This window comes from Levilactobacillus hammesii DSM 16381, from assembly GCF_001434395.1.
Taxonomy (GTDB): domain Bacteria; phylum Bacillota; class Bacilli; order Lactobacillales; family Lactobacillaceae; genus Levilactobacillus; species Levilactobacillus hammesii.
The window spans coordinates 21,314-46,262 of the sequence record NZ_AZFS01000052.1; the positions used below are offsets into that span (position 1 = coordinate 21,314).

The 24,949-nt window shown below is 51.3% G+C and carries 19 protein-coding genes and 1 other annotated feature; all 19 genes read right to left on the bottom strand.

Annotated elements, in window-relative coordinates; translation table 11 throughout:
• Positions 1–348: 348 nt before the first annotated feature.
• Positions 349–1,707 (bottom strand): DEAD/DEAH box helicase, encoded by a 1,359-nt coding sequence (locus FD28_RS05955; protein ID WP_057733591.1) that lies wholly within the window; start codon positions 1,705–1,707, stop codon positions 349–351.
• The gene (locus FD28_RS05960) at positions 1,704–2,669 is read right to left on the bottom strand and encodes a DHH family phosphoesterase (RefSeq protein ID WP_057733594.1); all 966 of its coding nucleotides are present in this window, start codon (positions 2,667–2,669) and stop codon (positions 1,704–1,706) included. The genes FD28_RS05955 and FD28_RS05960 overlap by 4 nt, the downstream gene beginning before the upstream one ends.
• A gap of 99 nt (positions 2,670–2,768) precedes the next feature.
• Entirely contained in the window at positions 2,769–3,884 is a 1,116-nt protein-coding gene (dinB, locus tag FD28_RS05965; RefSeq protein ID WP_057733596.1) for a DNA polymerase IV, read from the bottom strand.
• Between the two features lie 821 nt (positions 3,885–4,705).
• Entirely contained in the window at positions 4,706–5,152 is a 447-nt protein-coding gene (yajC, locus tag FD28_RS05975; RefSeq protein ID WP_157059859.1) for a preprotein translocase subunit YajC, read from the bottom strand.
• A 199-nt stretch (positions 5,153–5,351) separates the two neighbouring features.
• Positions 5,352–6,374 carry a Holliday junction branch migration DNA helicase RuvB gene (gene ruvB / locus FD28_RS05980; protein ID WP_057733601.1) on the bottom strand — a complete coding sequence of 341 codons (1,023 nt, stop codon included), beginning with the start codon at positions 6,372–6,374 and terminating at the stop codon, positions 5,352–5,354.
• Between the two features lie 50 nt (positions 6,375–6,424).
• Positions 6,425–7,036 carry a Holliday junction branch migration protein RuvA gene (ruvA, locus tag FD28_RS05985; RefSeq protein ID WP_057733602.1) on the bottom strand — a complete coding sequence of 204 codons (612 nt, stop codon included), beginning with the start codon at positions 7,034–7,036 and terminating at the stop codon, positions 6,425–6,427.
• Between the two features lie 97 nt (positions 7,037–7,133).
• Positions 7,134–9,170: a DNA mismatch repair endonuclease MutL gene (mutL, locus tag FD28_RS05990; protein WP_057733604.1), complete on the bottom strand. Its 2,037-nt coding sequence runs from the start codon at positions 9,168–9,170 to the stop codon at positions 7,134–7,136.
• Between the two features lie 32 nt (positions 9,171–9,202).
• Positions 9,203–11,875: a DNA mismatch repair protein MutS gene (gene mutS / locus FD28_RS05995; protein WP_057733606.1), complete on the bottom strand. Its 2,673-nt coding sequence runs from the start codon at positions 11,873–11,875 to the stop codon at positions 9,203–9,205.
• A gap of 34 nt (positions 11,876–11,909) precedes the next feature.
• Positions 11,910–12,704, bottom strand: coding sequence for a TIGR00282 family metallophosphoesterase (locus tag FD28_RS06000; protein WP_057733607.1), 795 nt, complete (start codon positions 12,702–12,704; stop codon positions 11,910–11,912).
• 205 nt (positions 12,705–12,909) lie between these two features.
• Positions 12,910–14,469, bottom strand: a complete 1,560-nt coding sequence (gene rny / locus FD28_RS06005) for a ribonuclease Y (RefSeq protein WP_057733608.1) — start codon at positions 14,467–14,469, stop codon at positions 12,910–12,912.
• Positions 14,470–14,724: 255 nt separating this feature from the next.
• Positions 14,725–15,843, bottom strand: coding sequence for a recombinase RecA (gene recA, locus FD28_RS06010; RefSeq protein ID WP_057733609.1), 1,119 nt, complete (start codon positions 15,841–15,843; stop codon positions 14,725–14,727).
• A 90-nt stretch (positions 15,844–15,933) separates the two neighbouring features.
• Positions 15,934–17,184, bottom strand: a complete 1,251-nt coding sequence (locus FD28_RS06015; RefSeq protein ID WP_057733610.1) for a competence/damage-inducible protein A — start codon at positions 17,182–17,184, stop codon at positions 15,934–15,936.
• 325 nt (positions 17,185–17,509) lie between these two features.
• Positions 17,510–18,097 carry a CDP-diacylglycerol--glycerol-3-phosphate 3-phosphatidyltransferase gene (pgsA, locus tag FD28_RS06020; protein ID WP_057733611.1) on the bottom strand — a complete coding sequence of 196 codons (588 nt, stop codon included), beginning with the start codon at positions 18,095–18,097 and terminating at the stop codon, positions 17,510–17,512.
• 70 nt (positions 18,098–18,167) lie between these two features.
• Positions 18,168–19,103 carry a helix-turn-helix domain-containing protein gene (locus FD28_RS06025; RefSeq protein ID WP_057733612.1) on the bottom strand — a complete coding sequence of 312 codons (936 nt, stop codon included), beginning with the start codon at positions 19,101–19,103 and terminating at the stop codon, positions 18,168–18,170.
• 284 nt (positions 19,104–19,387) lie between these two features.
• Positions 19,388–20,692, bottom strand: a complete 1,305-nt coding sequence (yfmH, locus tag FD28_RS06030; RefSeq protein ID WP_057733613.1) for an EF-P 5-aminopentanol modification-associated protein YfmH — start codon at positions 20,690–20,692, stop codon at positions 19,388–19,390.
• Complete coding sequence (yfmF, locus tag FD28_RS06035; RefSeq protein ID WP_057733614.1) at positions 20,667–21,947, bottom strand: EF-P 5-aminopentanol modification-associated protein YfmF; 1,281 nt, start codon at positions 21,945–21,947, stop codon at positions 20,667–20,669. Before yfmF ends, yfmH begins: the two co-directional genes overlap by 26 nt.
• 225 nt (positions 21,948–22,172) lie before the next feature.
• Positions 22,173–23,027, bottom strand: a complete 855-nt coding sequence (locus FD28_RS06040) for an amino acid ABC transporter substrate-binding protein (protein WP_057733615.1) — start codon at positions 23,025–23,027, stop codon at positions 22,173–22,175.
• 14 nt (positions 23,028–23,041) lie between these two features.
• Positions 23,042–23,677, bottom strand: a complete 636-nt coding sequence (locus FD28_RS06045) for an amino acid ABC transporter ATP-binding protein (protein WP_057733618.1) — start codon at positions 23,675–23,677, stop codon at positions 23,042–23,044.
• A gap of 18 nt (positions 23,678–23,695) precedes the next feature.
• Entirely contained in the window at positions 23,696–24,337 is a 642-nt protein-coding gene (locus FD28_RS06050; protein ID WP_057733620.1) for an amino acid ABC transporter permease, read from the bottom strand.
• A gap of 173 nt (positions 24,338–24,510) precedes the next feature.
• Positions 24,511–24,738, bottom strand: a binding site (T-box leader).
• Between the last annotated feature and the right edge of the window lie 211 nt (positions 24,739–24,949).

Here is a 24,949-nt window from a genome sequence, read left to right on the forward strand (position 1 = left end):
GTCCAATAGAAATTATAGGTGGCGACCGCCGCCTTGTCAATCAAGGTTTCCGATTAACTGAGATTCCCTAATTATTTAAGGCTATTGTTGTCGTTACAGCGCCTCCGGGATGGTGAAAATAGGCCGGAACGCTGAGGGCGGACGTCTAAAGCCACAGAGCGGTCTTTAGACTTGGCTTCAAGCCTCAAAGAACGAGTCTCGAAACCACCAATGGGCTAATCGGCTACGCCGCTAAGCCCATTCCCACAGCTGGACCTATTTTCACCATCCCTTCACCTAGCTGACAAGCGTCAATGCGTCACGACATTTCGCAACCAAGTCACTAGCCTTCCACCGTTACCCCAAATTTTATTGGTAACGGTCTGACTCGCGCTTGCGCCGTTTCCGTTCGTTACGGGCACTTTGACGTGCTGCGACTCGTTTTTCTTGGTCCTTGCGACGGTGAATTTCTTGCTTGATTTGGTGCTTGTACCCAGGCTTGATCTTCTTTTTCTTCTTCATCACGTAACCGATCAAAGATGGGTCTAGCTTTTCCGTACTCTTGTTCCGCTTCGTCCGCCGGTTACGGTCGTAGGAATCCACGATTTCACCGTTGCTGATGCGCTTTGGTTGGAACTTAATGCCCATCGCTTCGATTTCGGAAATCTTGGCTTCCTCATCGGGTGAGTAAAGGGTAATGGCCGTTCCTGGCATACCCTGACGTCCCGTCCGGCCAACCCGGTGCACGAAGAAGTCCAGGTCTTCCGGAATGTCATCGTTAATGACGTGAGAAACCCCTTCGATGTCAATCCCCCGGGCAGCCAAGTCAGTGGCCACGACGAATTGGTACTGGAGGTTCTTCACTTCACGCATGACACGCTTCCGTTCACGCGGCTTGACGCCCCCATGAATCATGGCGACCTTTAACCCTTGCGCCTTTAAGAAGTCGTTGATCTGTTCAACCCGCGTCTTGGTGTTCGCAAAGATGAGGACCAGGTAAGGTTCCCCCATCGTGATCAACTGCAAGATCAATTGATTCCGGTTCTGACCCTTGGTTGAGATTAACCAATTGTCAATCGTTGGCGAAATCACGGTCGTCGTTGGAATCTCCTCAACAACGGGATGGTTCATGTACTTTCGCAAGAACGGATCGAGCCGTTGTGGGATCGTGGCTGAGAACACCATCATCTGTAAGTTCTTAGGCATCCGACCGGCAATCTTATCGACTTGATCCAAGAAACCTAAGTCCAGCGTCATGTCGGCTTCATCAACCACAAACTGACGCGTCGTGTGCACGTCCAGCGCTTGTGACTGGATCAAGTCCAGCACCCGCCCTGGCGTTCCGATGATCAGTTGGGGTTGGTAATGCCGTAATTTGTTGACCTGGCGTTGCTTATCCGTTCCCCCAACGTAGTTTCCAATCCGAATCTCAAAGGGGGCCTCTGCGGCCAATTGTTCAGCCGCTGTGTGAATCTGGTAAGCCAATTCACGGCTAGGCGTCGTGATGACGGCTTGTACCTGATTTTCAGAGGTAAGTTGATTAAAAATTGGCAGTAAGAAAGTGTGGGTCTTACCACTCCCGGTTTGGGATTGGCCAACCACATCTTTGCCGGCCGCAATGGTCGGAATTAACTTTGACTGCACCGCAGTAGGCGTGGTGAAGCCAATCTTTTGCAAGGCCGTCATTAAATACGGTTGCAAGTTGAAAGCTTTAAAGTTTTCGGTCATTCATTTTCTCCTTTATACTTAGCCACAAGCTCGTCGAGTTCGTGGATTACCTGATCGATTTCGGCCTGGTCTTTGGCACCAGCACCGCTGGCTAGGGCGTGACCGCCCCCGCCATGATTCTTGGCTAACTCGTTGATGGAAGGGCCCTTCGACCGCAAACGAATACGGTAGGTGTGATCCTTCGATTCCACAAAGATCGCCCAAGCGACCACTGAGGTGATCTTGCCTGGCAATGGCACAACGGCGGACGTTGAATCCCCTTCGCCTAAGCCAAAGGGTTCAATCACCTCGTCACTCAACTTGAGGTAGGCGGCCCCACTGGGTAAGATCGCCAAATTTTGGTACACATAGGCGGATAACTTGGCCACAGCAGGTGACACTTCATCTTCGGCCTGGTTAACATCGGTGGCCGAGAAGTTATACGTCATTAATTTGCCAGCAACGGCCATCGTGTTCGCCGAAGTTGCGGGGTACATGAAGCGTCCCGTATCCCCGACAATCCCAGCGTACAACAAGCGGGCAGCGTCATCCGGCATGGTTAAGGCGTCTGCGTTCGCCGCAAACCAGTCGTACAACATTTCGGATGTGCTGGATGCTTGGTCCAGTACCCACTGCAGGTCACCAAAGGCATCCTCGTTAGGATGATGGTCAATCTTGACCACCGCTTTACCCGTTGACCACCGTTCGTCGTCAACCCGTGGCTGATTTGCCGTATCAACAACGATAACTAAGGCATTCTGATAAGCGTCATCAGGAACATCCTGGTCCGCCTTCCCCATCCAGTCAAAACCCGGATAGTGCTTGCCGACCGCATACACGGTCTTGTCCGGAAAACTCGTCCGTAAGATATCCCGTAAAGCCAATTGTGCGCCAATACAGTCGGGATCTGGTCGTTGATGCCGATGAATGATGACGGTTTGATACTTTTTAATTTCTGCTAAAATCGCATTTTCTATAGCCATTTTGGTGTTCACCCATTTTCTATCCGATTTTCCAACGCAACTGCGTTCATACCGCGTTTCAGTATACAAGTTTTACGGGGTAATTTCAAAGGAAGTCTTTCACCGTGGCTGGTCACCCTCGAATAAGGGCAGCTTCAATTCTTCAAATGTTTGCGGTGCCAACCCCGTCAGCGTAATCCCTAGCAGGCGTACCTGTTCGTCGTCACGCGCGACACTTTGATAAATTTCCAGCGCTAATTCGTAGTAAACGGCCGCCTCGTTGGCAATGAAATCGGCTTGGGTGACCCGTTTGGTAATCGTATTGAAGTCGCTGTCCCGCAATTTCAGCACCAGCGTTTTGCCATGCCGCTGCTTTTGCCGAACCGTCTGTGCCACCATCTCTGCCAGTCGCCGTAGCTGATTTTCCACCTCACCGGTCGTCGTCAGTGGCGGCCCGTATGTCCGCTCCTTACCGATAGACTTGCGTTCACGCTGATACTCTACCGGCCGCTCATCAATGCCACGGACCCGCTGATAGAGGACGTAGCCGAACTTACCGAAGTCATGAATTAACGACAGCTGACTGCGCTGATACAAGTCGGCCCCGGTCAGGATGCCCAACTCATGCATTTTGGGCACGGTCTTCTTACCCACTCCCCGGAAACGCGCGATGGGGAGAGCCATTAGGAAGTCATGGGCGTCCTCGGGTAGGATCACACAGACGCCGACCGGTTTACGAAAATCAGAGGCCTCCTTAGCCAAGAACTTGCTATAGGAAATTCCCGTCGAACAGGTCAGATGGGTCTGATCAAAGATCTCCGCCTGAATGGCATGGGCCACCTGCACGGCCGAGTGAATGTGATGCTTATTCTCCGTAATATCCAAGTAGGCTTCATCAAAAGCCACCGTTTCGATCTTATCGGTATATTCATGGAAAATCGCATGGATCTGATCGGACACCTGTCGATAACGCGGAAAGTCCGGCGTCTTAAAGATCGCGTTGGGACAAAGCTTCAAGGCTTCATTGGCGTTCATCGCGGAATGGACGCCGGTCTGGCGGGCAATGTAATTGGCGGTCGTCACGACACCCCGTCCCCCGGTCTTCCGCGGATCCTGCGCCACAATCAGGGGGTGGCCCTTGAATTCCGGATGATCGCGTTCCTCAATGGATGCATAAAAAGCATCCATGTCGACGTGAATAATCTTACGTTGTGTAAATTTAGCTGCCGGCTGCATCAGGCCACCTCCTCGAGTAAACCAATCTCTTCTAAATTATAATCGAACAGACGTTTGTTCTCAACCAAAAGTGATCGGCAACGCGTACCTTCCGCCTTACCGTTCGCCAAACGCCAAGTTCAACTAAACTAAACTGGGAGAACTAAGTGAGATATGGATTCTCACCTGCGGCTGCCAGAGATTCCAGCTGCTGTGGGGACCGCCTGCGGCCTGAGAAGCGGTCCTCCGGCTCGGTTTGAAGCCTGGCAAAATTCGCCGGTCTCCAAACACGTCCCACGCTGTAAGCCGAAGAATCGGCTAACACCGTTGTCACGGCTGCCTCCATCTCTGGCCTCCTCCGGTTAAGAAAGTTCTTCCCCCTAACATTGGTGTAAACATCGTTGAGCTGGCAACGTTCATCCCAGGTTATGGACAACATACCGTGGAGCCGTGAGTGAACTAAATTGGGGCTCAGCCGTGGGATTTTTGCGACTTCAGGCAACACAGTCGAAACGTGTTCCAGCAGGCAGCTGGTTGCGCTTAACCCCACTAGACTAAAAATCCAGGCCCGGGATTTTCAATCTAGCGACGTTAATGCTCGCCAGCTAATCGCCTTCTTCCACACTCTTTTCCGTTCCAGCCCAAATTTGGTGAACGGTAAGGCGGCATTTTTTCCACAATATGGCAGCACAAATCTGACCAAAAAAGTGAGACTGAATCGGCCGAATTTTCGTTAGTACTAGTGGGGGGACCCATTCCGAGCGACAAAAAAAGACCAACTCGTCATGAGTCAGTCCTTCAACTCCGCCGACAACCCCGTTGCCAGTGAGTCACTCTAAACCTTATTTAGCTGCGTCGTCCTTGTCAGCACTGTCATCAGCGGCTGCACTGTCGGCCGTGTCTGCTGAATCATCAGCAGCACTTTCAGCAGGTTGGGCTTCACTGGTAGCTTCGCTCGTTGCAGCGGCAGCGGGTGCCGTTACAGCAGCGGGTGCTTGGGCAGTTACTGAAGAGATTGCCCGCAAGTCGAAGACCAGATAGATCCCGTCACAGTCTAAGGTAACGGTCTTATCAGTATCGTTGATTTCATCAATCACACCATGTAAGCGACCAATCGTTACAACATGGTCACCCTTCTTTAATTCACTCATCATATCACGGTGCTTCTTTTGTTGCTTTTGTTGTGGCCGCAACATTAAGAAGTACATGAGGCCCAAGAAGATAACTAAGATACCGATTGTGTAGACTTGGCTACCCCCGGCAGCGGCAATTACAAAATTCTCAAACACTTTCCTTCACTCCTTCGTATTCTCTACTGAACCACTTTACCAGAACCAAGGGATTCCGTCCAATTATTTCTAGAACTTCTCCGGATGTTCGGCATTATAATTATATTTTTTCAAAATAACTGGTTACCGTTCCAACGGATGATCATTCACGCAAGCCACCATCGTAGAAGGCTCGCACTTCAAATCAGATTCGGTGTCCCTACGCATTATTCTGGGGTGGCATCGCCAAGCCCAAATGTTCGTAACCCGCAGCCGTAACCACGCGCCCGCGCGCCGTTCGTTTCAAATACCCCCGTTGCAATAGATAGGGCTCATACATCGCCGCAACCGTTTCGGTCTCCTCACCGATGTTGGCCGCCAACGTGTTCAAGCCCACGGGACCGCCATCGTAATAATCGATCATCGTGCGTAACAGCTTGATATCGGTCGGATCGAGGCCCGCTGAGTCCACGCGTAACAGCGTCAATGCGTGATCCACGATCGCTCGGTCAATGGTCGAGTGATCCGGTGAAACCTCGGCAAAATCCCGAATCCGTTTCAACAACCGGTTGGCAATTCGTGGGGTCCCCCGCGACCGCAACGCCACCTCATGGGCGCCCTCGGTGGCAATCGTCGTGTTGAAAATGTCGGCCGACCGTTCCACAATCTCCTGAAGATCCTGTGTCTGGTAATACGCCATGTGTTCCACGATGCCGAACCGATCACGCAGCGGTGCCGACAAGAGGCCGGCACGTGTCGTGGCCCCAATCAAGGTAAACGGTGGTAGTGGAAAGTGAACGGGATGTGCCGTGGGACCCTGTCCGACCACAATATCAATGTAAAAGTCTTCCATTGCGGAATAGAGCATTTCCTCAACAATCTTCGGCAGACGGTGAATTTCGTCAATGAACAGGATGTCCCCCGGTTGTAACTCGTTTAGGAGAGCCACCAAATCACCGGGCTTCTCGATGGCCGGCCCACTCGTGGTCCGAATGTGCACCGCCATCTCGTTAGCAATCACCATCGCTAACGTCGTCTTACCCAGGCCCGGTGGCCCGTACAAGAGGACGTGGTCCAGTGACTCCTCACGCTGTTTGGCTGCCTGAATGTACACGTGCAATTCATGCTTGATGGGATCTTGCCCAATGTATTGCGCTAACGTCTGGGGACGCAGTGATTTTTCAATCGAGTCTTCGTTATCGTCCTCGGGTTCGGGCGATACGAGACGGTCGTCATCAGCCATCGTTCAGCCTCCTTTCAGATCATTCCAGCTTCTTCGCTAGACGCTTCTTTTTACTTGGTTAATAATCGCAAGCCTTCACTCAGGTAATCATTCGTCGATTTTCCAGCAAATTGTTTGAGTTTCGGTGTGACCTTCTTCACGGCGGCTTCACGATAACCCAGGGCAGTCAACGCAGCCAATGCATCGTCTAGCTCTGGGTTGGTACCATCGGTTGTGGCCACTTCCGGTGTAAAGAGCGCACCATCATCAGCGGGCGCCAGGTCATCCAACTTGCCTTGTAGATCCAAGACAATCTGCCCCGCCGTCTTCTTACCCACTCCGGGAAACTTGGTCAGGAAGCTCACATCGTTCGTGCGAATCGCCTGCATCAGCCCCTGGTGGTCGGGATTGGCTAGAATCGCTAAGGCACTCTTGGGACCAATTCCGTTCACATTAATTAATTTCAAAAATAATTGTTTCTCCGCAAAATCTAAAAACCCATAGAGGGTCTGCGCGCTGTCACTGACGGCTTGGTAGACGTAAATCGTCACAGCCTGCCCATCGGTGGTCACTTGATAACGATACGGATTGGCCGTGTTGACCAGATAACCCACACCGTTGACGTCAATCACCACATGGTCAGGATACACCGCAGCAATGACCCCATGAAGGTATTCGTACATGACCAGTCTCTCCTTTAAGAAAACATATGTTTGCCTGTTAAATTGTACCATATTCCCTACACGCCTGCAGCGAAATCAGTGAAAACTTGAAAAGATCCTATTCGCCCCAGTCATCGCCACTGTGATGCGGATCCTGAATCCGCTTGAACAGCTTTTCCAAGTCTTGATCCGTCAAATGAACCAAGACGGGCCGACCGTGGGGGCAATTGAATGGATTCTCCGCCGTTGCCAGCTTCTTCAACAGGGCTCTAGCCTGCTGATCGTCCAGGTGATGGTTGGCCTTGATGGCGCGTTTACAGCTCATCATGATGGCTGTCTTTTCCCGGAAAGCCGCCACGGAAATCTTGCCATCCTTGAGCACCCAATCGACCATTTCCTTAATCGTATCGGTCTCCTGACCTGCCTTGAACCAAGTCGGATGTTCGTGCACGATGAAGCTGTTGGGCCCAAATGATTCCAAATGAATGCCGACACTTCCCAGCGTCTCAATATGATTGCTCAACTCCAAGACGTCGGTCGTAGGGTAGTCCAAAACAATGGGCACTAGCAACTTTTGCTCGTCATCGCTGACCTCACCAATGGCCTGACGATAAAATTCATAGTTCACCCGTTCCTGCGCCGCGTGTTGATCGATCAGATACAGCCCATCGTCGGCTTCCGCCAGCAGATAGGTACCGTGAACCTGACCCAAATAACGCAGTTCGGGGAATCGCTGCTGTGGCTGCGCCTGAGACAACTGCGTCGCTTGCGGCACTGTCTCTACCGATTGTGTGGCCATCTCAGGTTGCGTGGCGGCCGACTCGGCGGCCCCGCCCAGGGGTGCCGCCGGTTGTTCCGTCCGGTATTTTTCATCAAACGCCTGCATGGCGGGGAGCTTGAAGTCCGTCCGTTGGTGCACGACGACTGGTTCGACGGGCACCTCTTCGGGCGTTTCCAGCGGTTGTGGCCCCGCTGCTGGCGCTGGTGTCGTTGCCGGCTTAGACGCTGCCGGTGCGGACCGCGTGGCACTGGGCTGACTGGCCATCGTTGTGCCCAACGTATTGGACCGGTCATACTTGGCGGAAACGTCATTTAAGGCCATGGTCAGCTGATCGGTCGCTGGTTCCGATGTCTTTTGCTTCGGTAACTCGTTGTAGACATCCGGAATCAGATTCTCCGTCGAGAGGCGTTTGAACACGGTCTCTTGAATCAGCTGCGTCAGCTCCGGTTCCTGACTGATCCGAACTTCCTGCTTGGTCGGATGCACGTTCACATCGACCAGCAGTGGGTCCATCTTAATGTCCAATACGGCCAGCGGATAGCGACCAACCATCAGCTTCGAGCCATAACCGGCGATCAACGCCTTGCTCAGCTGAAAGTTGTGGATATAACGGCCGTTCAGTAACAGTGAAATATACTGTCGACTGGCCCGCGTCAGCTCTGGTAGGCTCACGAATCCGGTCACCTTAAAGTCCGGATTCGATCCGTTGATGGCAACCATCTTCCGGGCACTCTGAACACCGTAGATTCCGGCAATCACCTGTTGGAGATCGCCACGTCCCGCCGTTCGAGTCAGCTCACGGCCGTTGTGCACCAGCGAGAAGGCGACGTCCGGATAACTCAGCGCTAATCGGTTCACGATATCCGTAATCCGTGCCAGCTCGGTAGCGGGTGACTTCAGGTATTTCAACCGTGCCGGCACGTTGCCAAAGAGATCCTTAACCGTCACCGTGGTGCCCTTTCGAGCGGCCGCGGCGGTATGTTCCTTAATGATGCCACCCACGTTATGAATCAACGTGCCGACACCCCCGGTCGAGGTGGTCAGGGTCACATCAGCCACGGAGGCAATACTAGGCAGCGCCTCACCCCGGAACCCCAAAGACTTGATCCGAAAGAGGTCCTTGCGATCCGTAATTTTGCTGGTCGCATGGCGTTTAAAGGCCATTTCGGTATCCTCATCGGCAATCCCATCCCCATCGTCAACGACGGAGATGCGTTGCAGACCGGCCTCCTCCACGGTAATGTCGATCTGCTTACTATTCGCATCAACGGCATTTTCGACCAATTCCTTGACCACGGATGCGGGCCGTTCGACCACTTCACCCGCAGCAATTTGGTCGGCCAATACCGACGCTAGTTCATGAATTTTTGGCATGTACGACCCTTCCTCTCTGCTGTATGACGCGATTACTTAGACAACTTTTGCTGCCACTTGTAGACCTGACTCATCACATCCATTGGGGTCATCCCCATCAGGTTCAACTGGCTTAACTGTTCGATCACCTTCGCCTGGGCGGGATTCATCTCCGGCTCCTCGCTAAACAGGGACAACTGTTGATCCGTATCCGTCGGTGTAACTGCGGCCTTAGTCGACGTATCCGGTAAGGCTGCTGGCTCTGGTGTCGTCTCCTGTGAATCAGCGGCCGGTTGTTCGGTCGGCTGTGTTGATGCCGTCTGACTCGGTACCGCCACAACGGGTTTGGCTGCAGCCTCATCTTCCAGATCGGTTAAAATGACTTCTGCGCGCTTCAACAGCGGTGTCGGCATTCCCGCCAACTTGGCCACGTGAATCCCGTAGGACTTGTCGGCCGGTCCCGGTTGCATCTGATGCAAGAAGACCAGATCGCCGTCCTGCTCCACCGCGCCAACGTGCACGTTTCGCAATTCCTTTAAGGAATCCTCAAGCGCCGTCAACTCATGATAGTGAGTCGAGAACAGCGTCTTTGCGTGCACCTGATCGTGAACGAACTCAATGATTGCCTGGGCCAGCGCCATCCCATCGTACGTCGCCGTTCCCCGGCCAATTTCATCAAATAAAATCAGACTGTTCGCGGTCGCGTGACTTAGCGCCCGATTGGCCTCCTGCATTTCAACCATGAAGGTACTCTGACCGGAAATCAGGTCATCGGCCGCCCCAATCCGGGTGAAAATCTGGTCAAAGACGGGCATCTGTGCAGACTCTGCTGGCACAAAACAACCCATCTGCGCCATGATCACGGTCAGTGCCAGTTGCCGCATGTAAGTACTCTTCCCGGACATGTTGGGTCCCGTAATCAGAAGAATATTCGTCTGCTCATCCATGGAAACGTCGTTGGGCACGTAGGTTTGCCGACCCAACACCTTTTCCACAACCGGATGCCGCCCTTGCTTGATTTCCAAATCATGACCGGCAATCAAGGTTGGCTTGACGAAGTGATAGTCCTCACTGACAACGGCAAAACTTTGCAAAACATCCAGACTGGCAATAATCGCCGCTAGCTTTTGTAACCGTGTAATGGCCTTCTTGACCTGTTCTCGCAGATCAACGAATAGCTTGTATTCGAGTGCGGTCGACTTCTCCTCGGCTTCAAGAATTAACCGTTCCTTTTCCTTGAGCTCGGGCGTTGAGAACCGTTCGGCATTGGCCAACGTTTGCTTGCGTTCATAGCGATCGGCTGGTAATTTGTTCAAGTTAACCTTGGTAACCTCGATGTAGTAGCCAAAAACGTGATTATACCCAATCTTCAGGTTATTAATTCCCGTCACTTCACGCTCGTGTGCTTCCATCTCGGCGAGCCATTGTTTCCCGTTGCGCATCGCGTCGCGGTATTCATCGAGTTGATCGCTGTAGCCATCACGAATCACGCCGCCATCCGTGACGGACAGTGGGGGTTCAGGAACGATGGCATCGGCAATGGCCTCCGCAACGTCTTCCACGGGATCAAGATGCTTTAAGGTCTCATCGAAAACCGGTTCACCGAGATCGCCAAGCGTATGCGCAATCTGGGGCACCTGCTCCAGTGAGGTTTGCAGTTGGATCAGGTCGCGCCCGTTAACACTGCCAAAGGCGACCCGACCGGCTAGGCGTTCCAGGTCATAGACTTTAACCAATTCGGCTTGCAGGTTACTGCGTTCAAAGTAGTGGTCGAGTAACACCCCCACCTTTGCCTGCCGGGCCTCGATTTGTGCACGATCAATCAGTGGCCGGTCCAACCATTGTTTGAGTAAACGCCCACCCATGGCCGTCTTGGTCTCATCCAATAGCCATAGCAGCGTGCCCGATTTCTTTTTAGTTCGTAAATTTTGTGTGATTTCAAGATTGGATTGTGACGAATGGTCCATCTTCAAAAATGCGGTGGGTTGGTAAGCCACGGCTCGTTGCAAATGCGCTAGGCTACGCTTCTGTGTCACCGTCACGTAGGTCACCAACACCCCAACCACCTGCGTTAACCGGTCGCTGGTCAGGTCTTGTTCCACGTAACTCAACTCTGAACTGGCCTGAATATCGGCCTGCGTTGAGATCATCATGCCCAGTTGTTTGATCCGGTCCTGCAAGTCTTGGGCCACCGTGGTGTCCACCACGACCTCTTTGGTTTGCAAGCTCATGAGTTCGTTAATCACCGTATCGGTCGTACTCAGTTCGGCGGCCTTAAGTTCCCCCGTCGACAGGTCGGTATAGGCCAAGCCGTAGTGCGCATCATCGGTCTGAGTCAGCGCCGTTAGGTAGTTGTTGCGCTTGGCCCCAGCGGCCCCGGTATCCGTTTGCGTCCCAGGCGTCACGAGCTGAATCACTTCTCGCTTAACCATCCCTTTGGCCAGCTTAGGATCTTCCATCTGTTCACAAATGGCGACCTTATAGCCCTGATCGACCAGAATATCAATATAATTCTGAACGGCCTTATGAGGCACCCCACACATTGGGATGGGATTCTTGGCACTGTGACTCCGCGTGGTTAACGTGAGTTCCAACAATTGGGACCCCTTCACAGCGTCCTCATTGAACATTTCATAAAAATCGCCCAGTCTGTAGAACAGAAAGGCATCGGGATACTGATCTTTAATCTTTTGGTATTGGGCCATCATGGGCGTCGTTTTCGTCATGGAAATTGGTTCATCCTTTCACTTCACTAAAAAATTAACTTTGATAAGGGTGTTGCGGGCTGATCAGGATCGGATGAATCCGCGTGGCATGACCGTTCTTATCATTCAAGTCGATCACACAACCGGATAGTAATCCCGCGCCCTTTTCTTGCACAGTGTAACGGGTCGGTCGTTGATTTTCAAAGCGTTCAATCACGCTGTCGGCCTGCATCCCCAGGACACTGTCGGCTGGACCGGTCATCCCGGCTTCCGTCATGAAAGCCGTCCCGTGCTTGAGGACCTGCGCATCACTAGTCTGAACGTGCGTGTGCGTCCCCACCACTGCGGACAACTGTCCGTCGTAACGCATGGCAAAGGCCCGTTTCTCACTGGTCGTTTCGGCATGGAAGTCAACGAAAACAAAGTCGGTATCCAATTCTGGCAGCAGATCCTTCATCATCGCAAAGGGATCATCCATGGGGTTCATGAAGACCCGGCCCTGCATGTTAACGACGGCCAAGACCTGTTGGTTCACTTTGACTTTCGTCCAGCCCTGTCCCGGTGTATCGCCGGGGAAGTTAGCCGGCCGGACCAAGCGGTTGGCACCACCAATAAAATCATACAGTTCGGCGTTGTCCCAGGTATGGTTCCCCATGGTTACCACGTCCGCACCGTCTTTTAACAATTGCTTATAGATATTTTGGCTAATGCCCCGACCAACGGGGGTTGAATTTTCCCCGTTGACGATGGTGACTTGTGGCTTCAGATCTCGCTTAAGCTGTGGCAGGTACTCGTGAATCATGTCCACACCAATATTTCCAACAACATCACCAACAAAAAGAATACGCATCTTCGTTCCCCTATCTGTGACCCCACGTGGGTCCTCATTGACCGGCATTGCCGATTATTTTAATGATTGCACACCGTCATTCGGCTATCGTCGCCGGATGACCGCAATCTCACTAATTCTGTCAATTACATACGGTCTATTTTACCATGGATTCAACCCGAATGACGTAAAAAAGCTAGGACCAAATTGGCCTAGCTTCTCTGACTTATTTCGCATATTCAACTGACCGGACTTCCCGGATGACGGAAACTTTGACGTGACCTGGATAATCCAAGTCGCCCTCAATCTGCTTCTTAATGTCTCGTGCCAAGACAACGGCATCTGTATCGGAAATCTTCTCTGGCCGCACGATGACTCTCACTTCACGTCCTGCTTGGATAGCGAAACTGTGGTCAACCCCATCAAAGGCGTTGGCAATCGTTTCTAACTTGTCTAAGCGGTGGATGTAACTTTCAAGAGAATCAGAGCGTGCGCCTGGACGGGTTGCTGAAATCAGATCAGCAGTCCCTACCAGTTCCGCAATCACAGACTGCGGAGCCGTTTCATCCGCTTGAGCGGCAATAGCATTGGCAACCACGGCACTCTCACGATATTTCTTCGCGAGTTCCGTTCCTGTTGCAATATAGGAGCTATCGTCCTCATGTTCAGCGGCACGGCCAATATCATGTAATAATCCTGCACGTTTTGCTAACGTAACATCCTCACCGAGTTCAGCGGCTAAGACCCCAGTGATCTTGGCAACCTCAATTGAATGGGCTAACGCGTTTTGCCCATGAGAAATTCGGAAATTCAAGCGGCCGACCAACTTAACTAATTCGGGATGCATGGAATGAATCCCGAGGTCGAAGGTCGTTTGCTCGCCAAGCTCCCGGACATGCTCGTCCAGTTCTTTCTTGGCTTTAGCCACCATTTCCTCAATCCGTGCCGGATGAATCCGACCGTCTTGAATCAACTTCTCTAAGGCAATCTTCGCAACTTCTCGCCGTAAGGGGTCGAAGCCGCTTAAGACGACAGCTTCCGGTGTATCATCGATAATTAAATCAATACCGGTCAACGTTTCCAGCGTCCGAATATTCCGGCCTTCACGACCAATAATTCGACCCTTCATGTCGTCATTTGGTAACGTCACCACAGAGATTGTGGTTTCCGTCACCATGTCGGCGGCACTGCGCTGAATCGCTGACACAATCAGGTCTTTGGCATTAGCCTCGGCCGTCTTGCGTGCTGACTCTTCGCTTTCCTTGATCATCTTTGCCCGTTCGCCTGCCAGAGCCGTCTTGGCCTCTGAAATAATCAGGTCCCGTGCATCGTCCTGGGATAAGGCGGCTACAGCTTCCACTGCATCCTGCCGTTTTTCAATCAGTGAGTCTGCTTGTTGCTGCTTCTTGGCTAGATTCTGTTCTTCACCACTAAGCTTCTTGTCCCGGCGGTTCAACGAATTTTCCCGTTTTTCCAGAGAGTTGTCTTTCCGGTCTAACGTTTCTTCCCGTTGAATCAAGCGATCTTCTTGCTTCTGAACTTCGGCACGTCGTTCTTTCAGCTCCTGTTCAACTTCCGCACGGTACTTATGACTGTCCTCTTTCGCCTCTAAAAGCGCTTCTTTAGTAGCAGTCTCAGCTTGTTTTTTGGCTTCGGCAAGCACACCTTCAGCAGTGTACTTTGCAGCATCTAGCTTCCGTTCGTGGACCGATTTACGATAATAATAACCGCCCACGACACCAACAACGATAGCGATGATTGCGAGGATTATAATTGGAACAACCATGATTCCACCTCCGCATCATCAAAAATGACTAATTTAAAATCAGACTTTTCAAGATGTTGATATGATAACTGACGCAACTTCAATTTTAATGGTTGCCATCAACGCTGTCAACTAAACTCCTCGGAAACTGGCGTCAATTTCAGCCCCACCGATTACCCGACCTGTAAATTGCCCGATAGCGCATTCAAATTAGCCATTTAAGTCCCCAATTGGTCCAATGAAAAAGGCTTGAAGTCAGCACTTCAAGCCTCGTCCTTACTTGCCTTGCGGCTTGTTCGGAATTAATTCACTTTGTTGGTTGGTTGTTTTCTTGTTGTCCTTCTTGGACTTCGCGTCGTCCTTAGTGGCGTCATCTTTCTTCGGTGCTGGTGCTTCATCACCGTCAACATTAACACCATAGGCCGTCCGAACCCGAGTGTTTACCTCAGCCATCATGTCCGGATGATCAGCCAGGTACTGCTTAGCATTTTCACGACCTTGACCGATTCGGTCTTCACCGTAAGAATACCAAGACCCACTCTTATCAACGATATCTTTTTCAACCGCCATGTCTAAGAGTTCACCGGTCTGAGAAATCCCTTGACCATACATGATATCGACTTCGGCCCGCTTGAATGGTGAGGCCACCTTGTTCTTGACCACTTTGATCCGCGTACGGTTCCCGATGACATCGGTCCCGTCCTTAATCTGTTCAGCCCGGCGAACTTCCAACCGAACCGTGGCGTAGAACTTCAAAGCCCGACCACCAGGCGTGGTTTCGGGGTTACCAAACATAACCCCAACTTTTTCCCGAATTTGGTTAATAAACAGGGCAATGGTCTTGGTTTTATTAATGGAACCTGAAAGCTTCCGCAAGGCTTGTGACATCATCCGTGCCTGTAACCCCACGTGAGCGTCACCCATTTCACCTTCGATTTCAGCTCGAGGAACCAATGCTGCAACGGAATCCACGACGACAATGTCAACGGCACCACTAGAGATCAGTGCATCGGCAATTTCTAGACCTTGTTCCCCAGTATCTGGTTGGGACAAGAGCAAGCTGTCGATGTCGACCCCTAATGCTGTGGCATAGGCAGGATCTAAGGCGTTTTCAGCATCAATATAGGCTGCTGTACCACCGCGCTTTTGCACTTCGGCAACCGCGTGTAGAGCAACCGTGGTCTTCCCTGAAGATTCAGGACCGTAGATTTCTACGATTCGTCCACGTGGATAACCACCGACCCCTAAAGCCACATCAAGGGCTAACGAGCCAGAAGGCACGGTCTCCACCTGCATATTAGTATTGTCACCTAACCGCATAATGGAGCCCTTACCAAAGTCTTTTTCAATTTTCTTCAGCGCTTTATCTAGCGCCGCTTGTCGTTCGTCAGCCATCAAAATCCTCCTTAGGTGCGTTACATTTCAAGTAACACTATACCGATTTGTTGGGAAAAAAGCAAGCAAAAAGAGAACAAAAGTTCCCCTTTATTTTTGATCACGCAGAATCCGCCGCAACCAGTCTAACGCCTGCATCACGGACCGTTCCCGGATCTTTGCTCTGTTTCCCGTCAAGTGCAGTTGCTTCGCCTGGGGCGCCCGATCACGTTGTGCCAATCCGAGCCACACCGTGCCGGCCGGTTGCCCTTCCAACGCATCCGGACCGGCCACGCCCGTAAAGCTAACCGCAAAATCCGTGTCTAATTTCTGGCGAGAGCGTTCGGCCATCTCCTTGGCGGTCGCCTCACTAACCACGCCGTCCGTCGCGATCACCGCTTGTGGAACCCCCAGTAGGTCATGTTTGGCGGCGTTCGCATAGGTCACAAATCCCCCCGGGAAGATTGCAGAGACCCCGGGGACATCCCCGAGCGTACTTTGAAACTTCCCCGCGGTCAAGCTTTCAGCGGCCGTAATCGTCAAGCCACGGTCAATCAGTGTGTTAACCACAACCTGAGCCAAACTATTGTCGTCACCATACCCGTAGAGATAATCCCCAACGCGGTCTTGAATCGTGGCCGTCATCTGATCCAGCAAGTGTTGACCAGCCGTCTCAGAAGAGGCAGCCGCCGTCAAACGAAGCGTGACCTCATTGACCTTTGCGTACGGTGCAATCGTCGGGTTCGTCTGCTGATCAATCAGATCGGCAAGTTGCGTGACCAGCTCTGCTTCCCCAATGCCGAAGAACCGCAGTACGCGTGAGACCAGAAACTCTTGCCGGTGGTAAGCCGCCTTAAGTCGTGGCAACGCCTCGTTTTCAAACATGGGTTCCAGTTCACTGGGTGGTCCGGGCAGTAACATGAGGTCAGCCCCATGAGGATCCCGATAAAATGACCCCACAGCCATTCCAGTCGTATTCTGGAGTCGTTCACTCCCAGCTAGATAAAGCGCCTGTAACCGGTTGTTAGGCGTTAATTTCTGCCCCGTTGTTGCAAAATGTTGTTGAATCTTTGCCATCGCTGGCTGATCCTCAACGAGTTTGACCCCCAACAATTGGGCCACCGTCTGCTTAGTCAGATCATCTTTAGTTGGTCCCAAACCACCGCTGATCACCACTAGATCACTCCGCGACCGCGCCTGATTCACCACGTCCGTCAGTCGGTCGGCGTTATCACCGACCAAAGAATGGTAATAGACTTCGATCCCCGCATCTGCCAATCCCTGTGCAATATAAGCTGAATTCGTATCAACGACCTGGCCCAGCAGGATTTCCGTTCCCACCGCAATAATTTCTGCTTGCATGTTACCCCTCCTGGAGGTTCCTTAACTTAACTCCGTAAAAAAGTCGGAAATATTTGTCAAAACCTCAATATTTTTTAAAAGTTTATTTCTCATTTGCTGTGACACGAGCCAACCTCAACGATTGCCGCCAAGGATTGCACGCTTTCAGTGACGCATTCAACAACCCCTGACTCGTGTCCTATTTTTTGACTACAGTTCCCAGCATACCACCGGATGGCCAAATTGGCCGCCAATTACCTTTGAAAATTGCCGAGCAAAGACCGGTCATTTCGGTCCTTAAGCCAAGACAACCCCCGTCGCTCAAGCAACGGGGGTTGTCAAAACTTTATTCAGCTGATGAGTCCGCGAAGACTTGCCGGTTTTGCACGAAATAGTCGATTCCCGAGTAAATCGTGAAGAACAAGCAAATGTAGAAGAAGATCAGGGCCATTGGCACGTTAATCGCACCAAATCCAATATTATTCAGCAGTAGCAGAATGATCCCAACCATCTGCGTCGTCGTCTTAATCTTACCCGGCCAAGCCGCAGCCAGGACACGGCCACCCGTCTCAACCACAATCAGACGTAAACCAGTAACCGCCAGTTCCCGGCAAACAATGATGGCCACGCCCCAGGCGGGAACGGCACCCATGTTCACCAACAAGATAAAGGCCGTCATCACGATCATTTTGTCCGCCAGCGGATCAGCGAACTTACCAAAGTTCGTGACCAAATGTTGGCGCCGCGCAATCTGACCATCCAAGAAGTCCGTAATTGAGGCCACGGCAAAGACGATCGCCCCGAGAACCTGCGTCACGGGAATGGTGGTTCCTAGCCACACAACACTTCCCCACTGCAAAGGCAGGACCAGTAACAACAGAAAAATAGGAATCAAGATGATACGCATAATGGTTAAGCGATTTGGAACATTCACAACGTTTTCCTCCTTAAACATATCTCACGAAAAAAGCGCGCCAGTCGCAACGGACCGACCCGCTTCTACATTATTTAAATTCTAGAGTAACCGTCTGAACTTGGCTAGTCGTGCTCGTGCTGGAGCTCGTCGTAGTCGTGGTATCAGAGGTTGAACTGCTTGAAGCCGCACTCGTAGCGGTTGCCGACGTGAAGTCAAACGTCTTGCCGTCAACCTTAACCTTGGTTTCTGGGGCATTCCCGAACTTAAAGGTCACACTGGTTGCGGAGCTTGGAATGGTCATCGTGTGTGACGTTGACGAAGACAGCATCCCCTGCCAACTCGTGGCACCATTAACCGTCACTGAAGCCCAAGCACTGCCACTAGCAGATAAGGCAACCTTTGGCTTGGAAGCCGCGTTCTTCATTTCCCAAGTTGAGCCCGAAGTCGTCGTGCTTAATTGCTTGAAGCTAGCCGTCTTCTTCTTGGAAGAGGACTTCGATGACGTGCTGCTCGACTTCGATGAACTGCTGCTTGAAGTCTTGTTGGAGCTGCCAGAAACACTGACCGAACTACTGTCAACGTTATCTTTCTTGGTACTGCTCCCATTATGAGAAGCCGCCACCCAGATTCCGACCAATACGACCAGCACCACGATGACAATCCCAACCACGGGAATCGTCCGCCGTAGCTTGACGTAGCGGTCATCGACCTTACGTTGTTGCGAACGTGTCTCCGGATTGTTTTCATTAACCTTATCCACATATTCTTGTGTCTGGGTACTAGGTAACGCACTATCAAATTGCTTTAACAGTTCAGCCCCATCCAAATCGACCATGTCAGCGTACTGCTTAATAAAGGCCCGCACGTAGAAATCGCCGGGAAGTTCATCAAAGTTTTGATCCTCAATCGCAATGAGGTAACGCTTCTGAATCTTAGTCGTCTGTTGCAAGTCGTCTAACGTAAAGCCCTTAGCGATCCGGGCATCACGCAGTGTTTTCCCCAATGTTATTTTATTTTCACTCATTTTTAATTCTCCACCTGTTCAAAATTTCTCTACTAGCAGTATAGCATAGGCATCCCGTCATTTTCAGCGACAGGCCCCAGAATTCATGATTTAACTGTTTCTTAACTAAAGGTTTAAAGATGAAGCATCCACCATGTCCCAGTATTGGTCAGCATTTGCGCCATTAAATTCGCCTAAGTTGGCCGCACTCCGGCCGTCAGGGATTCCACCTGCTGTGGGGACGCTTCCGCCTGGAAGGTCGCCAGTCTTCTCGCTCGGCTGGGGCCATTCCAGGCCTCCTCCGGTTAGGGCAGAATCGTATAAACTGTCTGCTTACTCTGCGCCAAGAAATCATGGGCAGCCGCCAACAGTTCGTCAAAACTCAGCTGTTCCAAGACCGCTAACTCATCGAAAATCGTGGCCTCATCAAATAGTGGGCCATCGTACTGGTTCGCGATCCCCTCAACTGAATTAATGGCACCCACGATCCGGCCCACCGCTTCCCGCTTAACCAGGTCAAACTGTGGTTTAGCCGCTGCCAATTGAGCCGGGGCGTCCGTTAAGATCGCCGTCAACTCGCTGGCAAACTGCTCCGGCTGGTCGGTATCCCCGGCCAATTGGGCAAAGTGCGCGCCCCGCTGGACTTGGAAGTCGTAGCCAAAGCTATCGTCAATCACATTGGCATCGTAGAGACGAAGATAATTATCGCTGGTATCGTTAAAGAGCAGGTCAAACATGAGCGATACCGCCACGCTATACCGCAGCCCTGCCCGACCGGCGGGAATAGTATCAAACCCGCGTAGGCCGATGCTGACCTTAGGCCGTGAAACCGTGAGCTGCCGTGTGGTTGTGGCGACAATATCACTGGGTTCAGCCTGAGGCGATGGTATCCGCGTAATTGGCTCATTGGGCGCAAACGTCTTGCCCGCCTGATTAGCCGTAATCCAGGCCAACGTCTCTTCTGGATCCAACTGCCCCACTACAATCAAACTCATATTACTAGGATGATAGAAGGTGTTGTAAGCCGCATACAGGTCATCGGTCGTGATTTGATCAATTGAGTCGACCGTCCCCGCAATATCAATGTGTAGGGGTTCCTTGGGATACAAGTGCCCAATCATCCCAAAGTAGCTCTGCCAACCCGGATCATCATCGTACATCTGAATTTCCTGGCCAATGATTCCCTTTTCCTTGTTCACCGTCGCCGGCGTAAAGTACGGGTCCTGCACAAAGTCGAGTAAAATTTCTAAATTCTCTTTCAGATGGCTGGTAGTCGCAAATAAGTAGCTGGTCTGCGTAAAGCCAGTGAAGGCATTCGCACTCGCCCCATACTTCCCAAATAAATCGAAGGCGTCGTGATCCTTCTTTTCAAATAATTTGTGTTCCAAGAAGTGGGCAATTCCATCGGGGAACCGCACCGCTTTTTGCTGACCACGCGGTACGAATTCATTGTCCATGGCCCCGTAATCCGTCGTCATGATGGCAAAGGTCTTGTGGAAACCGGCCTTGGGTACCATTAACACTTTAAGACCGTTGGTTAAGGTCGTTTGGTAAACCGTTTCGCCTAACCGGTCATACTTTTTCTTACTTAGCACCCTGCGCACCTCCATGTAAACAATACGTCGCCTGCAGGGTCACCTGTTGGGCGACCCGTGTGACATCAGCAACGGTAATCGCATCCAGCTTTTCCTGCCAGGATGTCAGTGGCTCATGTAAATGGGTCAACTGGGTGTTGAGTAACCCTGTTAACCGCCGCTGTGGACTATCCAGCGCAGCTAACCGCGCGTTCAAGAGACCCGCCTTCACTTCGGTCAGCAGTTTCTCAGACAGCTCGCCGTTTTGCATCGCCGTTAATTGCTCCGCGATAATGGCTTCCACACGTTGCTGGTTCTCCGCCTGAATCCCCGTCTGGACGCTCAGCGTTCCCGTAAACGGATTGTACCCGCTGCTAGCGTAGTAGGCCAAGCTGGCCTTCTCACGCACATTGGTAAACAGTAGGGACAACGGGGTGCCCCCAAAGGCCGCATTAAAGACCACCGCCGCCATAAAGTCAGCGTCATCGCGATAGATTGGCAGTTGATAAGCCAGGTTCAGTTTAGCCTGAACCACGGGTGCTTCGTCGTCACCAACCTGCACGTGGTCGCGTAACGACCACCGGTAATACGGCGTGTCGTCGGTAATCGTGCGATCGGCTAATGGCCAGTCCGCGATAGCGGCCTGTGCCCGTTCTTCAGTCACGTCCCCGACCACGGCAACGTGGACCGCATCGTGGGCCAACATGTCATGATACGTGCTGAGGACGTCCGTTGCCGACAACTCATTTAACACGTGAATATCACCCAAAGCACTCATCGCCTGCGTGGGCTGTCCCGTAAATAGAAGTTCCTGCAATCGGCGGTTAGCCAAATATTGTTTGTCATCATCTAATGACTTAATTGCGGTTAATAAGTTTTGACGTTGTTGCGTAAACGTCGTGGGATCAAAGTTCCCCTTTGGCAGTAACGGCGCAAATAGGACTTCCTTTAATAGCGCCATGCCCTGTTCAAACAGCGGCTGTTGTGTCCAAAAATTGTTGAGGTACTGCTCATCAACTAGCGAGCACGTCAAACGAATCACGTGCTTGGTCCCCAGCTTAATGACGCTAATGCCAAAGCTAGCCCCATAAAGCCGCGATAATTCGCGGGCCAAGGCCGTCTGCGTTGGATAAGCTGCCGTGCTGGTTTCTAACACCTGAGCCAATAGTGCACGAGCAGTGATGGCTGTGGCCTGCAATGGGGCCACAAAGTCCACCTTGATTCCAATTGTCTTAAATTGTTTCGTGGGCAACAAGTCCAAGGTTACCCCGTCTTTTATGCGAAAGTGCACGTGCAATTGCCTCCTCTAGCAAAATACTAATCGGTGTTTAATTCTAAAGGAACCGCGCGTTAAATACAAGCAACGACTGCGGTGAATTACGGGTTATAACACCCATTAAACAACCCGATGACGCCTCAGTGGTGGTTAACAATCTCACCCGGACATTCTCAATCAACTTTTTTACGGCACCTCCTAACTAAAAAACTCGCCGCCGACAGGGCAACGAGTTCTTAACTATTTAGTCTTCAGCAATGGCGTATCCACATGGCTACCGAACCATTTTTCATTAATCTTCTGTAACTGACCGTCCGCTGCCAATTTTTTCAAACCGGCATTAATCTTTCGACGCATGGTCACATCACCCTTGCGCATCCCCACGGCAAACTTTTCCTTAGGGAAGCTGCCGACCGTAACCCGGTAGTCACCGGGGTGAGCCTGGTGTTTGATGTAGTAATTGGCATAGGTGCTATCAATCAATAACCCCTTAATCCGCCCCACATTCAAATCAATGAAGGCATTGGTAAAGGAATCGTAAGTCACGGCATCGTGATTCTTGATACGATTCTTCAACAGCTTGGGATAGGTGTCAATATCATTAGCGCCAGACGAACCCGTCTGTGCCCCTAGCACCTTGCCCGTCATGTCTTTATAAGAAGTAATGTTATTCTTCTTCAGCGTCACCAACACCTGATCGTTGTTCAGATAGGTATCCGAGAACGCCACCTGTTTGGACCGCTGCGGCGTGATTGAAAAACCATTCCAAATGAGGTCAATGGTCCCGTTGTGAAGCTCCGTCACGTTCATGTTCCAGTCGATGGATTGGAAATCCACTTTGATCCCGTACTGTTTAAAGACGGCTCGAGCTAAGTCGATATCGTACCCGACCAGCTGACCGCTCTTTTCGCGGAATCCCATAGGCACAAAACTATCATCCAACCCAATGACGACCTTCTTTTTCTTTTGAATGGTCGACCAGGTATCCTGCGTATTTGCCCGCTTCGTTACATTCGTGCCACAGCTTGCCAAAGTGACCGTTAGCCCCATCAAGAGGACGACCAACGCGATCCAACGAATCTTTTTAATGGTCATTGCGTGGTTCCTCCTTACTCTTTGGGTTCAACGCGTAACATCTGATCGGCAATAGATTCCGCAAACGGGATATCGTGGGTGACGACGATCTGGGTCATGCCTTCACGCTTCAACTTCAAGATGATCTCTTCCACTTCGCGGCGAAGGTCGGGATCCAACGCCGATGTGGGTTCATCGTAGCACAGAAGCTTGGGGTGCATGGCCAAGGCGCGGACGATGGCTACCCGCTGCTTCTGACCCCCAGAAAGCTCATACGGGAACAGGTCGGCCTTGCCACCTAGGTTCAAACGTTCGAGTAAGGCCTGGGCTTCCTTTTTGGCCTCAGCGGCGGACTTCTTCAAGACCATCGTGGGCGCCAACACGACATTTTGTAAAACCGTCAGATTGGGGAAAAGCTGGAAATCCTGGAACACGACCCCAATCACGGCATCGTTATCCCGGTTCGTTGCGGGGTCAAAGGCTTGGCCGTCCAGTAGGAATTGCCCACCGTCAACCATTTCCAATCCGCTAATGCACCGGAGTAACGTGGTTTTACCGGCCCCGGAAGGCCCTACGATCGTCAAAATCTGACCATCGTTCACCGTTAAATCGACTTGATCCAAGATGGTTTTGCCATCAAATTTTTTGGTAATCCCTTTAAGTTCTAACATGAGTCAACCACCCTTTCTCTAACGCCAGTAACTGTAGTGTTTTTCTAATCGCTTTAAGACCAACGTGCAGACAGCCGTCAACAGTAAGTAAATCACGCCGACCAGCAGCATTGGAACCAACGTCACGTCGCGTGCCATGGCCACATTTCCGGCCCGTAACAGGTCACCTAACCCGATGACGTAAACCAATGAGGAATCCTTGACCAGATTAATGACTTCGTTACCGATTGACGGTAAGACGATCTTAACCACTTGGGGAATCACAATCTTACGTAGCGTTTGCCACTTCGTTAGCCGCAACACCCGGGCACTTTCGTACTGACCAACTGGAATGGCTTGCAGGCCCCCACGGAAGATTTCAGCGAAGTAAGCCGTGTAGTTCAAGATGAAGGCGAAGAGCGCGGCATCATACCGATTGAAGACGATGCCGATGATAGGTAACCCATAAAAGACGAAAATTAATTGCAATAACAGTGGGGTTCCTCGCATCAACCAAACGTAGATGTTAATTAACCACGTCAACGGCTTAAATCGGGTAATCATTCCTAACCCGACTAAGATCCCCAACGGTACGGAGATAATCAACGTCCAAAAGAATATGGATAACGTCATTCCGGTTCCGGAAATCAGTGATGGTAAAATCTGACTTACATAGTGCATAGCAATTCTCCTCCTTCTTCAACACAAAAACGCCCTCTTAAGATTTCTCTCAAGAGGGCGTTAATCACGCGGTGCCACCTCATGTACTCGGTGCCGCTCACGCCACACCGACTCACGGAGTTCCTCACAACACCCATGAAAATAAAAAAGTCCTCTTAGACCCTAACTGGGCCTAAGAGGACGATCACATCGTGGTTCCACCTCTAGTTTGTTAAGTCATCACTGCCTTAACCTCGGTGAGTTGCAAGCAACTCCAGCTATAACGGGCTATCCCGGATCATCCTACTAGATTCAGACAATCAACTCACAGATGTGTTTCGGACAAATAAGACCACCCGTTTCCATCAATCGGGCTTTCTGTTGGCACTTAGTCGACCTACTCTTCTGTTCAACGTTTTTCGTTTCGTTGACAATATACTACTTTTAATTTTCACAAACGTCAAGCCCTATTTGAAAATCCCTTGAAAAATGCGGGACCATCTGAACGCCTGCTTCGGCCTGGCACAACGACTACCGTCCCTTTTCAGCGGGTACACCTAACTCATCCGAAAAATTTGGTTCTAAAATATCTGTTGTTGGTAATCAATCTATTTGATTACTGGCAGCAGATAT

Excerpts from the sequence above, each read along its gene's own strand:
- mutL (WP_057733604.1), bottom strand. The coding sequence starts at position 9,170 with ATGCCAAAAATTCATGAACTAGCGTCGGTATTGGCCGACCAAATTGCT.
- FD28_RS06000 (WP_057733607.1), bottom strand. The coding sequence starts at position 12,704 with ATGCGTATTCTTTTTGTTGGTGATGTTGTTGGAAATATTGGTGTGGAC.
- ruvB (WP_057733601.1), bottom strand. The coding sequence starts at position 6,374 with ATGGCTGATGACGACCGTCTCGTATCGCCCGAACCCGAGGACGATAAC.
- FD28_RS06050 (WP_057733620.1), bottom strand. The coding sequence starts at position 24,337 with ATGCACTATGTAAGTCAGATTTTACCATCACTGATTTCCGGAACCGGA.
- mutS (WP_057733606.1), bottom strand. The coding sequence starts at position 11,875 with ATGACGAAAACGACGCCCATGATGGCCCAATACCAAAAGATTAAAGAT.
- rny (WP_057733608.1), bottom strand. The coding sequence starts at position 14,469 with ATGGTTGTTCCAATTATAATCCTCGCAATCATCGCTATCGTTGTTGGT.
- FD28_RS06025 (WP_057733612.1), bottom strand. The coding sequence starts at position 19,103 with ATGAGTGAAAATAAAATAACATTGGGGAAAACACTGCGTGATGCCCGG.
- FD28_RS06015 (WP_057733610.1), bottom strand. The coding sequence starts at position 17,184 with ATGCAAGCAGAAATTATTGCGGTGGGAACGGAAATCCTGCTGGGCCAG.
- dinB (WP_057733596.1), bottom strand. The coding sequence starts at position 3,884 with ATGCAGCCGGCAGCTAAATTTACACAACGTAAGATTATTCACGTCGAC.
- yfmH (WP_057733613.1), bottom strand. The coding sequence starts at position 20,692 with ATGGAGGTGCGCAGGGTGCTAAGTAAGAAAAAGTATGACCGGTTAGGC.
- FD28_RS06040 (WP_057733615.1), bottom strand. The coding sequence starts at position 23,027 with ATGACCATTAAAAAGATTCGTTGGATCGCGTTGGTCGTCCTCTTGATG.
- FD28_RS05955 (WP_057733591.1), bottom strand. The coding sequence starts at position 1,707 with ATGACCGAAAACTTTAAAGCTTTCAACTTGCAACCGTATTTAATGACG.
- recA (WP_057733609.1), bottom strand. The coding sequence starts at position 15,843 with ATGGCTGACGAACGACAAGCGGCGCTAGATAAAGCGCTGAAGAAAATT.
- ruvA (WP_057733602.1), bottom strand. The coding sequence starts at position 7,036 with ATGTACGAATACCTTCATGGGGTCATTGCTGCGGTGTATCCTGACCAT.
- FD28_RS05960 (WP_057733594.1), bottom strand. The coding sequence starts at position 2,669 with ATGGCTATAGAAAATGCGATTTTAGCAGAAATTAAAAAGTATCAAACC.
- FD28_RS06045 (WP_057733618.1), bottom strand. The coding sequence starts at position 23,677 with ATGTTAGAACTTAAAGGGATTACCAAAAAATTTGATGGCAAAACCATC.